At 54.2% G+C, this 14,888-nt stretch carries 11 protein-coding genes and 1 tRNA gene; 11 read left to right on the top strand and 1 reads right to left on the bottom strand.

Going from position 1 to position 14,888, the window contains the following annotated elements:
* The first annotated feature begins 25 nt into the window (after window positions 1-25).
* The 11 genes from rpsK to PKY88_00155 all read left to right on the top strand — a co-directional run bounded on the left by rpsK (window position 26) and on the right by PKY88_00155 (window position 12,689).
* On the top strand, window positions 26-406 hold the full coding sequence (gene rpsK, locus PKY88_00205) for a 30S ribosomal protein S11 (protein ID HOQ03622.1): 381 nt from the start codon (window positions 26-28) through the stop codon (window positions 404-406).
* A gap of 50 nt (window positions 407-456) precedes the next feature.
* Window positions 457-1,089 (top strand): 30S ribosomal protein S4, encoded by a 633-nt coding sequence (gene rpsD / locus PKY88_00200; GenBank protein HOQ03621.1) that lies wholly within the window; start codon window positions 457-459, stop codon window positions 1,087-1,089.
* A 102-nt stretch (window positions 1,090-1,191) separates the two neighbouring features.
* Window positions 1,192-2,190, top strand: coding sequence for a DNA-directed RNA polymerase subunit alpha (locus tag PKY88_00195; protein HOQ03620.1), 999 nt, complete (start codon window positions 1,192-1,194; stop codon window positions 2,188-2,190).
* A gap of 40 nt (window positions 2,191-2,230) precedes the next feature.
* Window positions 2,231-2,668 (top strand): 50S ribosomal protein L17, encoded by a 438-nt coding sequence (gene rplQ, locus PKY88_00190; protein ID HOQ03619.1) that lies wholly within the window; start codon window positions 2,231-2,233, stop codon window positions 2,666-2,668.
* A 68-nt stretch (window positions 2,669-2,736) separates the two neighbouring features.
* Window positions 2,737-3,153 carry an HIT family protein gene (locus PKY88_00185; protein ID HOQ03618.1) on the top strand — a complete coding sequence of 139 codons (417 nt, stop codon included), beginning with the start codon at window positions 2,737-2,739 and terminating at the stop codon, window positions 3,151-3,153.
* A 55-nt stretch (window positions 3,154-3,208) separates the two neighbouring features.
* Window positions 3,209-3,282, top strand: a tRNA-Met gene (locus PKY88_00180).
* 477 nt (window positions 3,283-3,759) lie between these two features.
* Window positions 3,760-4,524, top strand: a complete 765-nt coding sequence (locus tag PKY88_00175; protein ID HOQ03617.1) for a polyphosphate polymerase domain-containing protein — start codon at window positions 3,760-3,762, stop codon at window positions 4,522-4,524.
* Complete coding sequence (locus tag PKY88_00170; GenBank protein HOQ03616.1) at window positions 4,521-5,219, top strand: DUF4956 domain-containing protein; 699 nt, start codon at window positions 4,521-4,523, stop codon at window positions 5,217-5,219. Before PKY88_00175 ends, PKY88_00170 begins: the two co-directional genes overlap by 4 nt.
* A 43-nt stretch (window positions 5,220-5,262) precedes the next feature.
* Entirely contained in the window at window positions 5,263-6,372 is a 1,110-nt protein-coding gene (locus PKY88_00165) for an HlyD family efflux transporter periplasmic adaptor subunit (GenBank protein HOQ03615.1), read from the top strand.
* 117 nt (window positions 6,373-6,489) lie between these two features.
* A complete protein-coding gene (locus PKY88_00160; protein HOQ03614.1) occupies window positions 6,490-8,076 on the top strand; it encodes a TolC family protein in 1,587 nt (528 codons plus the stop codon).
* 29 nt (window positions 8,077-8,105) lie between these two features.
* A complete protein-coding gene (locus PKY88_00155; GenBank protein HOQ03613.1) occupies window positions 8,106-12,689 on the top strand; it encodes a lamin tail domain-containing protein in 4,584 nt (1,527 codons plus the stop codon).
* A 6-nt stretch (window positions 12,690-12,695) separates the two neighbouring features.
* Here PKY88_00155 and PKY88_00150 read toward each other — a convergent pair whose 3' ends face one another.
* Entirely contained in the window at window positions 12,696-14,801 is a 2,106-nt protein-coding gene (locus PKY88_00150; GenBank protein ID HOQ03612.1) for a lamin tail domain-containing protein, read from the bottom strand.
* Window positions 14,802-14,888: the final 87 nt, after the last annotated feature.

Genomic DNA, 14,888 nt, shown 5'->3' with positions numbered 1-14,888 from the left:
GACGGAATAGAGGAGTTAATTGTTTATGGCCAAGAGCGTAAAACGAAAAGTTCGGAAAAATGTGGTTCGCGGGATTGTTCATATCACGGCGACGTTTAACAACACTCTGATTACAGTGACGGATATGGACGGCGATACGATTTGCCAGGACTCCGGCGGCAGCGTGGGCTTTAAGGGCTCTCGGAAGAGTACGCCGTTTGCAGCGCAGCGTGCGGCGGAAAAGGCGGCCCGTACGGCGATGCGCAGCGGCCTGCGCGAGGTGGAAATCCGCGTGAAGGGCCCCGGGTCGGGCCGGGAATCGGCGATAGCCGCCATTCAGCAGGCGGGCCTTCGGATTGCCTCCATCGAGGATGTGACGCCGATACCGCATAACGGATGCCGTCCGCGCAAGCGTCGGCGTGTATAACCGGGCATTGAAAAAGACTTTGAACCTTACATAGAGGAAGTTGGCAGAATATGGCACGTTATCTTGAACCTACATGTCGGTTATGCCGGCGAGAAGGAATGAAGCTGATGCTGAAAGGCACGCGGTGCGAGACCGCCAAGTGTGCGATTGAACGGCGGGAGAAAAGCATGGCTCCCGGGATGCACGGCTGGCGGAGAGGCCGCTACAGCGATTACGGGGTTCGGCTTCGGGAAAAGCAGAAGGTGAAGCGCTATTACGGGCTGATGGAAAAGCAGTTTATGAGCATTTTCCGCGAGGCCGCCCGCCGGAAGGGCAATACGGGACGTACGCTGCTGGAGCTTCTCGAACGGCGTTTGGATAATGTGGTATTTAAATTGAATTTTGCGCCCTCCCGCAGGGCGGCCCGGCAGCTGATTGCGCATGGGCATATTTATCTGAACGGCCGACGGGTGGATATTCCGGATCGGCTGGTCAATATCGGCGACAAGATTACCCTGAAAAACTCAGAACGGACCCGCAAGCTGGTCAAGGCCCAGCTGGAGGCCAATCCGAATTTTCAGGTTCAGGGCTGGCTTCAGCTGGATGCCTCCAAGCCGGCGGCGACGGTGGTGGCTTTGCCTTCGCGTGAGGATGTCCAATTGGCGATTGAAGAACATTTGGTTGTGGAGTTCTGTTCAAAATAAAGACCCTTTCGAAAACCGGGCGAATTCCAGAGAGTGGATTTCTTCTCCTTTCGGCCCGAAGAAAAACACTGAGAACATTCGCCTGCTGCTGGAGGCCATTGTATGAGAATTACCTGGAGAGGTTTGGAACTGCCGACGCGGGTGCAGAAGGACACAGACGTGTCCACGGATCGGTACGGTCGGTTTATTATCGAGCCGTTTGAGCGGGGGTTCGGTACGACGATTGGGAACAGTCTTCGCCGGATTCTGCTTTCCTCGCTGGAGGGCAGTGCTGTTGAATCCATCAAGATTCAGAATGTTACGCACGAATTTACGTCTATCCCGGGTGTGATGGAGGACGTGACGGATATTGTTTTGAATGTCAAGCGTCTGGTCGTTCGGATGCAGGGGGACCAGCGGCGGACGATGAAGGTGCAGGCGAACCAGGCCGGTCCGGTGACGGCGAGGATGATTGAATGCGACCCGGCGATTGAAGTCATCAACAAAGATTTGGTTCTGGCGACGCTGACGGAAAACGTGCATTTTGAAATGGAAATGGTTGTGGGAAACGGCCGCGGGTATTCGCCGGCTTCTGAGCGTATCGCCACGGTTGACCGGGCAGAGCAGGAAATCGGCCGGATTGAGGTAGATGCGATTTATTCGCCGGTTCTGCGGGTGCGTTATAAGACAGAGGATACGCGTGTCGGCCAGCGGACCAACTATGACAAGCTGATTCTGGAAATCTGGACGGACGGAACCGTTACGCCGGAGATGGCTCTGGTGGAAGCAGGCAAGATTCTCCGCAAGTACATCAATCCGATTGTTCAGTATGATCAGCTGGGCAAGGAGACGGTGGAAGAAACTGTCCAGGCCGAACCGCAGCCGTCCAAGGCAGTCAATGAGGAATTGGCGGCCAAACTGGCGATGCCGATTGAGCAGCTGGAACTGACGGTCCGCTCGAGCAATTGTCTGGAATCGAACAATATTCAGACCGTCGGCCAGCTGGTGAAAATGACCGAAGCGGACCTGCTGAAGATTCGCAGTTTCGGGAAAACCAGTCTGCATGAAGTCAAGCGGAAGCTGGCGGAACTCGGATTGTCCCTGGGAATGACCGGGGTCTGAAAGAAAGCGGGAAACGAAGATAGAATTGAGGTGATTGAATATGCGTCATCGGATAGCAGGAAGACAATTGGGGAGAACCAGCGAACATCGACTGGCCTTGCGTCGGAATCTGGCGGCTTCGCTGTTTGAGCATGAAACGATTTCGACGACGCTGGAGAAGGCCAAAGAGGTCCGCGGATTTGCCGAGAAGCTGATTACGCTGGCCAAGAAGGGAAATCTTCACGCTCGTCGGCAGGCGCTTCGTTTGCTGAATGACCGGGCGATTTACAAGGAAGAGGACGGCCGAATGGTCAAGGTCGGCACCGTAATTGGCAAGCTTTTCAGCGACATCGGGCCCCGTTTTCTGGACCGGCCGGGCGGCTATACGCGAATCATTCGCCTGCCCAAGCACCGGCTCGGCGACAACGGACGTCTGGTTCTGCTTCAATTGGTTGAGCAGGGCAAATCGGAACCGGAAAAGACCTCCAAGAAGTCCTAAACGGATTTTCCAAAGCGGGCGGCGGCACTGCGTCCGCTTTTTTTGTCGGTACAGGCGGGAGGATTCAAATGGACGAATGTGTTTTTTGCCGAATAGCCGCAGGGAAGATTCCCTCTGCGAAAATATTCGAAAACGAGGAGGTTCTGGCTTTTCTGGATATTGGTCCGGTATCAGATGGGCATACGCTGGTAATCCCCAGGCGGCATTACTGCCGACTGGATGAATGCCCGGCTCAGACGCTATCGAGTCTGGCGGCTGTTTTGTCTCGGACGGCCGGGGCCGTCCAAAAGGCAATGAAAGCGGATGGATACAATGTCCTTTGCAATAACGGCCGAGCGGCCGGACAGATTGTTGAGCATCTGCATTTTCACATTATTCCCAGAAAGACGGGGGATGGGCTGTTTCGGAACTGGCCGTCGTATTCCTATCCGGAAGGAAAGGCCGATCAGATAGCCGAACAAATCCGCCGGATGCTCGAAAAATAATTGGATGAGCGGTTGCACAACGCCGGAAACTGTGGTATAGGAGATAAAATTTGATCGCGGGGTAGAGCAGTCTGGTAGCTCGTCGGGCTCATAACCCGGAGGTCGGAGGTTCGAATCCTCCCCCCGCCATTGAAGAGCAAAGTCGGTCCGATAAGACCGGCTTTTTTTCTTTATAAGGGATGATTTTTGAATATCCGTATTCATGGAAGGTACACGACATTTTTATTCGGGAAATTACTTTTAAACACCATCCTTTTATTCTATAATATTCTTCCTATTAAAAGTTGACATTTTTGAGGTTTCTGTTATAATTCAGTTAGAATTAAATTAAAATTTTTTTACAAGAGGGGCGGTTCTTCTTGCATTCGATAGGCGGGGTGCGGCAGAGACTTAAAGGGATGATGACAAAATTTATCCGAATTTGATTTGTTTCGTAAAACAAATTATTCCGGCTGATTCAAAAAGATGTTCAAAGGTTTTCTGAAAAGGAGAAAAGGGAGTTCGGGGTATGAGCCGGTCAGGAGGAACCCTGCCAAGGGCGGGCTCACAAATGATACAGCCGAACATTCTCTTCTGACGGATTCAGAAACATTTCCAGAGCATCGGGTGATAGAGGAGGGAGCACGTGAGCCGGTTTGCCGGCAAGGAACAGATTTAACCTGTTGCCGTTATGAGCTGAAGTATCGAATTTCCGAAAGTAAGGCCCAAGCTATTCGAGATTATGTTCAGCATTATTTGTCGGTGGACAAATATGCGCTGATGTATCCGGACCGACAATATCCCATTTCAAGTCTCTACCTGGATTCACCGGATTTGTGTTTGTGCCGGGAAACTCTTACCGGCAAATCCAATCGTTTCAAACTGCGAATCCGGACTTACAGTGATTTGCCGAAAAGTCCGCTGTTTTTGGAAGTAAAACGGCGGGTGAATAAGGTGATTGTCAAGAGCCGGGCTCGCATTGAACGGTCGGAGCTTCAGGCGGCCTTGGAGGGCACGCTGGAGCTGCATGGACGTTCGGAGAAAGACCGCCAGGCGCTGAAGCAGTTTTTGTTTTACAAGCAGGCACTTGGGGCCCAGCCGGTTGTGCTGGTTCGATATATGCGGGAGCCTTTTGAAGGAGAAGGACAAAACCGAGTTCGGGTTACGTTTGACCGGCAGCTGGAATTTCGGAAGCCCTTCGGGATGGAAGTAACTCTGAACGGACAGGGATGGCAGGCAATTCCGCTGCCGTACGTGGTTTTGGAAATCAAGTTTACGGATCATTATCCGGCATGGCTGGAGGAGATGATTCGTCTGTTTAATCTGAATTTATCGTCAATGTCTAAGTATGTTTCGTCGGTGTCTTGCTTTTCACAGGGGCTTTTGGAATGATGGAGAATCTGAAACATTTGCTGAATGATTACTCCTCTCCGGCTGGAATGGATGCGGCGACGGTTGTTCTGTCTCTTCTGCTGGCCTTTGTACTCGGGCAAGTCCTGGCGTGGATTTATTCGTTTACTCATCACGGGCTGTCGTATTCCAAATCCTTTGTGCAGTCTTTGATTGTGATTACGATGGTGGTTGCTCTTGTGATGACGACCATTGCGGGCAGTTTTGTGGTGGCGGTCGGGCTGATGGGGGCGCTTTCGATTATCCGGTTTCGAAATATGATTAAGGACACGCGGGACATTGCTTTTTTGTTCTGCGCTCTTGTGGTCGGAATGGCCTGCGGGTCGGGCCGCTATGCGATTGCCGTCATCGGCACGGCAGTCCTCGGACTGGTGCTGCTGTATCTGTACTGGGCGGATTTCGGAGCGTTTCATTCGAGCAATGCGCTGCTTCGGTTTACCTTTCAGGGGGAGCTGAATGCAGACCATCCGCTTTTTAAGGTGCTTCGGCGATTTTGCCGAACGATTGTCCTGACGTCTTCTCAAAGCCGCGGGCCGGATCGTTCCCGGATGGATTATGCGTATCAGATAACTTTGCGGAAAGCGTCCCTGAATCAGCAGATGCTTTCCGAACTGCGGAAGATAGAAGGAATTGAAAATCTGAGTCTGGCGATTCAGGAGCAAATCCTTGAACTCTGACAGGATGTCATTTCAGAAAAGGACAGGACGAGTCCTGAGCGGTATGCTGCCGGTTCTGGTGTGGCTGGCGGCTGTAGGGGCTGTTTGTTTTCTTTTTGTTTATCGAAATTCCCGTTTTACGACGGTTGGAATTGCCGATGCGCAGACATGTGTTTTTACGGCGCCTGATTCCGGGTGGCTGATTTCCATGCCGGTACATTTGTATCAGCAGGTTCATCAGGGGCAGCCGCTGGCGGTTTTGCGGCTGGTCCCGCCGGCAGAAATTGAACGAACGCGAGCCCAAGTCGAAGCGGAAAAGGCAGCGGTTCTGGCGGAGCTGGAATATCGGAAAATTCAGGTTGAGCAAATGCTCCGTCAGCTGGCCGGCGACCAATCTCGAGAGCAAATGGAGCAGCTGTATCGGGAGCATCAAGTAGCTCTTGATGCAGAGAAAACCCGCTTGTTGATTCTTGAAATTCAATCCCGCCTTGAGCCGGCCAGGATTCAATTGAAAGACCTTGAAACAGAGAAAAAGGTTTTGGAAAACCTGCTGGCGAAAAAAGCCATTGAGCCGTATGAACTGCAGAAGGTCACGGTTCAGGCGGAGGCCCTTGCGGCTCAGATTGCTCAGGATGAACGGCAGCTGGTTGAGGCCAGGCAGGATTTGGAGGCGATCCAAAGTCGCCTGGAGGCCTTCCGCGCTTCTTCACGGTTTTCTTCGGAACAGATGCTTTCTTTGGAACCGCTTCAGAAGGCCATTGCGCTTCAGGAAAAACGTCTGGAGGAACTTTCGGCGATTGATTTTGATGTGGTGCTGGAAGCTCCCTTTGACGGGATTGTTGCCTCCATCGGCTGCGCCGTCGGCCAGACCGTCAGCAAGGATATGCCGATTCTTACGCTGGCGGCTCCATCCGCCGATTTTGTGACGGCCTGGGTTCCTCAGGAGCAAAGCGGTTCCGTCACGCTGCATCAGCCGGTCGAAATCATCAAGATGTCCTCTCCTCGGAAGGTGCTGCGTTCCGAAGTAGCAGAAATGGGGCCGATGGTGGAACTGATGCCGGAGCGATTGTGGAAGAATCCCTCTATTCCGGAATGGGGAAGGCCTGTTCGGATCCCGGTGCATCCGGAGATGCAGCTGATTCCGAATGAATTGGTGGGGATTCGGGGCATTTAACCGCCGTTCTTTTTCATGGAAAAGGGCCTCCGAAAACAAATGAAAAAAAGTTTGTTCCTAATCTCCGGAGGTTTTTGTTTTGTCCTCCTTCTGACAGCAGGACTTGTCGGATGTGCCGTGAACCCTGAAAAGGCCGGCCGACAAACAGATGACAAAGTTTATTCTCTTCTGGAAAACCGCTGGGATGAATCTTTTGGCCGTGCGGAGGAGTATCAGATTGAGCCCTTTTCGCCGCAGATGCGTCAGCAGCATCTGAAAGAATTAGAAGGCGGTTCTGTGCTCACACTGGCCAAGGCGGCGGAACTTGCGGTGACCAATACCCACGAGTATCAGCAGGCCAAGGAGCAGCTTTATCTGACGGCTCTGGATTTACGGGATGTGCAGCATCTGTATGAGTGGACGCCGTTTGCGCGGGCAACAGGGGGATATGCCAAAGAAGGAGATCGGGACGGAGAAGGCGGACGGGAGGGGGCAGGGGCTGCGGGAGAGGGGGGAATCAGCAAACTGCTGGCAAGCGGAACTGTGATTACGTCCGGCTTGTCAGTCGGGTATATGGATGTTTTATCGGGGGATTTTCGGAGCGGGTTGCAGACAATCTTTCAGACAGCGATTACTCAGCCGCTTCTTCGCGGGGCGAATCGGAAGGTCGTTCTGGAGGCGCTGACGCAGGCCGAGCAGAACACCCTGTACGCCATTCGGGACTTCAATCGTTTTCGTCAAACCTTTCTGGTTTCCATTGTAACCGAGTATTATCGGCTGCTTCTTTATCAGATTCAGATGAAGAACAGCCGAGAGCATTATCTTCAGATGCTTTCGATTTATGACAAGATGGCTCCTTTGGTCCAGGCCGGCCGCCTGCCCGCTTTTGAGCTGGAGCAGGCCCGGCAGGACAAAATTCGTGCATGGGACAGCTACCTTCAGGCCAAACAGCTGTACGAGACTCATCAGGATGCCCTGAAGCTGATGCTGAATATTCCGCAGGAGACCGCTGTAGAACCGGATGAAAACGAATGGGCGGCTCTGGAGGAAGGGCTGAAAGAGCTGCCTTTTACGGAGGAACAGGCGGTCGAGGCCGCACTGAATCAGCGTCTGGATTTGGCGAATGCGTATGACCGCACCCTCGATGCGCAGCGCCATGTGGAAACAGCGGCGGATGCACTGAAGGCGGATTTGACCTTTGTCGGTCTGTACAGTCCCGCCAATGACGGGAATCGGCGCTATGCGTTTGGGGCCGAGCCGGGTGATTTGCAGCGGGTTCGCGACCGCTATGAAGCCACCCTCCGGCTCGACCTGCCGCTGGATCGGGAGATGGAGAAGAATAATTACAAACGGGCTCTGATTGCCCTGGCTCAGCAGCAGAGGAATCATCAGAAACTGACGGACCAGATTGTGCTGGAAGTGCGCAAGGCCTATCGGGATTGCCAGAAAGCCCGGGAGCGTTATCAGGTCCAGAAAGAGGCCTGGCAGCTGGCTCGGGAGCGGCTGGACAAAACGCTCGACCTGATGCAGGCCGCCAGGGCCAACAGCCGGGATGTGCTGGATGCTCAAAAGGATTATTATCAGGCCCGGCAGGCCTTTGCAGAGTCTGTGTTTACCTATTCGACGGCTCTATTGGAGATGTACCGGGATACAGGAATGCTTTGGGTGAAGTCGAAGGGAGAATGGGAAATTCGAACGGCATCTTCCGGCGGTGCTGAACAGTAGCCGGAACAGAAGGAGAGAAAGGCGGAGGCGTGAAAATCAAATTGTGGTGGCTGATGCTGGCGGTTTTTTCTCTGAGCCGGGCGGATACAACGTATCCAATCGGCGACCTCAATCAGGACCGCCGGGTAGACTTGGCTGACCTGGCGATTTTGGGGGAGCATTGGCTGGAGGACGTGGATTGCTCAGGGATTTATTGTGCGGAGATTGACAGTCTTTCCGGGGTCACGCTGTCTGATTTTTTCCTGATGGCTTCCAACTGGCTGGCGGATGAGAACCGTCCTTTGCTGTTTATCAATGAGTTTTCGGCCTCCAACACCAGCGAAAGCGGCATAGCGGACCCCCAGGCGGAGTTTGACGACTGGATTGAGATTTATAATGCCGGCGATACAGCCGTTGATACGGCGGGGATGTATCTGACGGATGATTTGGGCAATCCGACGGCATGGCGATTTCCGACGGACAGGCCTGGAGAGACCACGATTCCGCCTTACGGCTATTTGATTGTCTGGGCGGATGGGGATGTGAAAGACACTCCCGGACTGCACGCATCTTTCAGTCTTCGCGCGGATGGAGAGGAAATCGGATTGTATGATGGGAACGGCCGGCGGATTGATTCGCTGTCCTTTTCCAGTCAGCAAGCTAATCTTTCATACGGCCGATGGCCTGACGGCGGGGCGGGGTGGAGATTTTTTGCTGTTCCGACCCCGGGTGCGGTGAACAACGGGGGGTATCTGGGGCTTGCGGAGGATACCCAATTCAGCCATAAGCGAGGGTTTTATGATGCCCCGTTCAGTTTGACCTTAAGCTGTGATACCCCCGGGGTGACGATTTATTATACAACCAACGGCAGTGCTCCGATTGAAAACGAAGTTCCGACGGCGGCGGCTGTGCGGTACACAGGTCCGATTTCCATTTCCTCTACCGCCTGTATCCGTGCGGCGGCGATAAAAACCGGCTGGAAACCGAGCAATATTGATACTCAAACCTATATTTTCGGGGCTTCCGCCGCGGTGCGTTCGATGCCGATGATTTCCATCGTCGGGGACCCGCAGAAGTCGCTTTATGAACCGGACGGTGTGATGGCGATTGTCGGCGGTTATTATGACAGCAGCGGCGTCTGGCAGTCCAGCGGCGCCGGCAGCTACAACAATCCGCTGCAGCGGGGGCGAAATTATGAGCGTCCGGTCTCATTTGAATACATGGATTTGGAGACCGGAGCGGCCTTTCAGCAGGATTGCGGCATCCGGGTTCATGGCAGTGATTATACGAGGCCTCGCTACACCCGGGGAGAGGATTGGGTGACATGCTGGAATGGATGGCCGAATTGGAACAGCAACAAGTTCAGCCTGAATCTCTGGTTTCGGGATGAATATGAAGGGGGACGTCTGGACTATCCGCTGTTTCCGTTTATTGGGGCTGATTCGTTTGAGAGCATCGTCCTGCGGGCCGGCCATAATGACGCCTGCACACCGTTTATGAAGGATGAGTGGGCTCGACGGCTGTTCTGCCAGATGGGACATGCCCAGGTAACCGGTATTTTTGTGAATCTGTATATCAATGGGGTTTACCGCGGTTATTACAATCCGACGGCTCGGGGGGATAAGGAGTTTTATCAGGAGTGGTATGACACGGAGGATGAGTTTGATGTGATTACGCAGGCGGGTGTGAGGGACGGAGATGATCTCGCCTGGAATGCTCTGCTCAGTTATGCCAACAGCCGCAATCTGAGCAATATGGCGGATTATGAGTATGTAGCGAGCCGGCTGGACATTCCCGCCTTCATCGACCTGCTGATTCTTCAGAATTACATCGGCAATTTTGACTGGCCCGGCAACAACTGGGATGTGCATCGGCGAAGGACTCCGGACGGAAAATTTGCATTCAGCATCTGGGATGCCGAAGGGCTGGCGGAAACGTGGATATTTGGAAACAACGGGGAGAATCTGCAGAAAAATTCCTTTGAAGATTTTCCCAGCTGGGCTTCTCCGACGGGTCTGAACAATCTGTCCTGGTGTCCGATTTCCCAGCTGTACCGGGCCCTGCGGAACAATCCGGAGTTTCGGCTGGCCTTTGCGGATCGTGTGCACCGTCATTTTCGAAACGGCGGAGTTCTGACTCAGGCCAATCTCCTGTCGAAGTGGTGGGAGGTCTTCGGTGAGGTATCCGCCGTGTTGCCGGAAAAAACGGCTTTTCCGGTGCGCTACGTGCCGGATGTTTTTATCCCCAGGCGTGAACCGTATGTGCTGACGTCGTTTGCGAATAATAATCTGTTCGATACGAGTTTCGGCTATCCGATTTTCCAAATCAACGGGGTCTATCAGCACGGCGGGTATGCGGCTTCGGGTTCGATTCTGACGATAACCCAGTCCACCCCTTCGGGCACTCTGTATTATACGATGGACGGGACAGACCCTCGCATGCCTGCTTCCACCCAACTGGTTGCGCAGGGATTTGTCGTGCCCGACAGCGCCCCCAAGAAAGTGCTGGTCCCCACAGGGGATATCGGGACGGCCTGGCGGGGCAGCAGCGAACCATTCAACGATGCCGGCTGGACCGGCGGCACGGGCGGGGTCGGCTACGAACAGCAGACCGGCTATGAGAGCATGATCGGGATTGATGTTGGGGCGGCGATGTATAACAAGAATGCGACCTGTTATATCCGCATTCCGTTCAGCCTGGATGGCGCTGCACTGCCGCATTATACCACGCTGACGCTGCGCGTCCGCTATGATGACGGTTTTGTCGCTTTTTTGAACGGAACGGAAGTCAAGCGGGTAAATGCCCCTTCTGCCCTAAGCTGGAACTCGGCGGCCGCCGCCAACCGAGAGGCATCCTCCGCGTGGGATTCCTTTGACATTTCCGCGTATAAAAGCGCGCTGCGGGCCGGGACGAATATTCTGGCCATTCACGGCCTGAATGTAAACACTACCAGTTCTGATTTTCTGATTTCGGCGGAATTGGAAGCACCTTCCGTTTATACAACCATTCCGGCGGGCATTTCTCCGACGGCGGCAGTCTATACCGGTCCAATCCCGCTGACGGCCAGCGTCCCCGTCAAGGCAAGGATTCGAAGCGGCACAGGTCAATGGAGTGTGCTCAGTGAAGCGGTTTATGCCATCGGACCGGTCAAACAGAACCTGCGGATTTCGGAACTGATGTACAATCCGCCGGACCCGAATCACGAATTCATCGAACTGGTCAATATCGGTCTGGAGACCATCAATCTGAATCTGGTTCGATTTACAAAGGGGGTTGATTTTGTCTTTGGGGCCCAGACGCTTGCTCCCGGGGAGCGGATTGTCGCCGTTGTCAATCAGGCGGCTTTTCTCCAGCGGTATCCTTCGTTCAGCAGCCGGATTGCCGGCGAATATACAGGCCGGCTGGACAATGCCGGAGAGACGATTCGTCTGGAGGATGCACTGGGGGCGGTGATTCAGGAGTTTGCCTACAAGGACGGCTGGTATCCGATTACGGACGGGCAGGGGTTTTCGCTGACGGTCCGCAATCCCGCTGGGTCCGATTTGGGGGCGTGGAGCCGAAAGGACGGATGGCGGGCCAGTGCATTTGCCGGAGGTTCGCCGGGAACGGACGATACGGGGCTGGTGCCTGAACCGGGGGCGATAGTGTTCAATGAGCTGCTGGCGCACTCTCATGGAGGGAACGCCGACTGGATTGAATTGTACAATACGACATCGCAGCCGATTGCCATCGGCGGCTGGTTTCTCAGTGATGCTGCCGGAGACGAGGTCAGTATTAAGAAATATGAAATTCCGCTCGGGACTATAATTCCGGCGGGGGGATATGTTGTCTTTTATGAAGATCAGCATTTCGGGAGTCCCTCTGCTCCCGGGGTTCATATTCCTTTTGCCCTGAGTGAAGGCGGCGAAACCGTTTATCTGCGAAGCGGTCTAAACGGCGTAATCGGCGGCTATGAGGCGGCACAGAGTTTCGGGGCCTCCGCCACAGGGGTTTCCTTCGGGCGGTATCAGAAAAGCGCGCTGGACGGGGGCACGGCTTTTACGGCGATGAGCAGTCCGACACCGGGGGCCGCCAATGCGTATCCGCTGGTCGGTCCGGTTGTGATTTCAGAGATTCAGTACCATCCGTCTGCCGCTAATACAGGCGGGGAGTATCTGGAGCTTCGCAATATCAGTTCACAGCCGGTTGTTTTGCAGGATGAGGTCTCGACCGAAATTTCCCCCGGCAATTTTATCACTGAGTCGGTTCCGTGGCGGTTTGATAAAGGAATCGATTTTGTCTTTCCGGCCGGCACGACAATTCCCGCCGGCGGAATTCTGATTGTGGCGGAAAATCCAACTGCCTTTGCGGCTTATTACGGTTCGATGCCTTCGGGAGTGCAGGTTTTCGGGCCGTTTGCGAATGGAACAAAACTGGATAATGGGGGCGAGACGGTTCGTCTGGCTCGGCCGGGAGACCAGGAGTATGGGTTAGAGCGTTTCTGGATTCCCGCGGAAGAGATTTCGTATGATGATGTCTCTCCCTGGCCGAGCAGCGCGGACGGCGGCGGACATTCCCTGCACCGGATTCATCCCGCCCAGTACGGGGATGACGTTGTCAACTGGCTGGGCGGAAGCCCGAGTCCCGGCTATTAGCCGCTTTTAGAAACCAGGCGTCGGCGAAACGGCCGTCCAGTTTGTCGGGTCGTCGCCCGACTTTGACGGATTGGAAGGATACAGTCGAGTCAGGGAGTATCCTAAGCCGTCGGCACCCGCCGGCCATGGGGTATAATCGCTGTAGGTGACCTGGTCCATCACAACCCAGGAGATTGCCGACGGATCGCCCGGAATATCGGACGCCTGCGGTTTTTCGAGGGCCAGCCGTTCGCCTCCATTGGACAAATTGCCGCTCCAGGGGCCGAAGACATTTACGCCGGGGGTCAGGGAGCAGTTGTAGTAAGCATTGAAGGCATTCAGCCGTCCGGATTCGAGCACCGGGTCAAAGGGGACGATGACTATTTTGGCCCCGGGTGCCATAATCAGGCCGGATGGGAATGTAAACGATACGGCATTGTCCAGCCGCCAATTGCCGGAGCCGTCGGGACTGGTTAGGGAAACACTCAAGCCGGTTGGGTTGAACAGTTCAATGTATTCTTCCGCCCCCGTGGTGTTCGGCGGATTGTACATCAGTTCAGAAATGACGATGCCTGCCAGGGGAACAGCGTTGGATGTCCCTCGTGTGCCGGTCATTCGGAACCAGTAGGCACCGCCGTTTGGGTACCGTCCCATTGAGATGCTGTTTTCCTGCCCTTTGAAGCGGATGCAGTCCACGATTCGGTCCGTGCCTGCAGTTCCCGGCAGATAGGAGAGGAAGATTGTCTCACCCGCTTTGTCGAGGCCGAATCCGCTGGTCAGAGGATTGTGAAAACCGGAGATTTCATCAAAACTGACAAAGCCGGATGCCGGAACGGTTATGGATGGAATTGCCCATTTTTTCAGGTTGGTGATGTCATCACTCAAATACCAGTTTCCGTCCAGTGCAATAGGGGATGCAGTGGGATTGTATAATTCAATCCAGTCATTGCTGTCATAGCCCGGATACAGCGGGTCGCTGAAATCGGTATGGGCCATAAACTCGTTCAGGACGATTGACGCGGCCGGGGTTGGGTCTGCTGCGCCGGGCGAGCCGCCGATATAAGCACTCTGGCGCCAGCTGGTGCCGTAGTCAAGGATTCCGGCCTGCTGGTCTTCCATCGTCCACCAGCCGACCGGCACAAGGGAATGACCGCCGCCGTCTGCGGCCTGGGGCCAGCCGAATCCGTCGTTGTAGGTGAAGGATACAATTACACCGTTCCATGTGTCGGAGATGTCGATTGTTTCTCCGTCATTGTTCAGTTTTCCGGAATACTGTCCGGCTATTTTTGAAGACAGGCCGGGGTACCGCAGGCTGAAGGCTGTCTGATTGCGGACAATCAGAACAAATTCGCCGGGGGCCAGGGTTGTGAGGGGAGAACCGGCAAAGGAGAAGATGATCCCATTGCTGATGGAAACGGTGCTTAAATCCAGCGTTTTGCCGGTACTGGTGTTGGTCAGTTCAAGAAATTCAAACTCTTCTTTGTCGTAGCGGCCGAAGGGGTCCGGGGCCGGATGATACATCAGTTCGCTGACACGAAGATAATTTAACAAGTCGGCTCCGATGGGTTCTCCGGCTGTAAATTCGATCGGCTCGGACCAGTGACTCCAGCGACCGGTGTCGTCTTTCATCCGGCAGCGGACTCGGTAGGTGCAGCCAGTCCGGACGACCGAACCGGGAATCTGGATGGTTCGATTGGCCGGGTCGGTGATTTCATCACTCAGCCAGGTCGGCTGGATTTCATATTTGTTCGACTCGGAAGCCAGACCGGTTTTCACCGGCTCTGTGGTTTGGGCGATAAGAGCGACATCAACGGAGAAATCACTGCTGGTTGTTGATGCCTGGAGTGCATGGACAGCCATCACATTGTCGCCGGTTATCAGATAGTCATAAGGTCCTGACAGGGCAATCTCTTCGTAGGCGTTCGCGTTGTCTGCCTCGTGATTCGTTGTGCCCGTCAGACTGTTGTAGTATTTGTCCCCGGCGGTGCAGTACAGACGGGCGACTTCGACGCCGTTAATCCAGATGATGCAGCCGTCATCGATACGGATGCGAAGTTTCAAGGACTGAATTAGATTTTTGTCGGGAATTTCAAATTTTTTGCGAAGATAAACGGTGTAATAGCTGTTTTTCATATCCGACAGGATGGTATTGAGGTCGCTGTCTCCGTAGCCGAGAGCTGTCTGTCCGAGCAGCCAATCCTGATCATTGAAGGAAAGCTG

The organism is Anaerohalosphaeraceae bacterium, assembly GCA_035378985.1.
Taxonomy (GTDB): domain Bacteria; phylum Planctomycetota; class Phycisphaerae; order Sedimentisphaerales; family Anaerohalosphaeraceae; genus JAHDQI01.
This window is presented reverse-complemented; position numbering and strand designations above follow the sequence as displayed.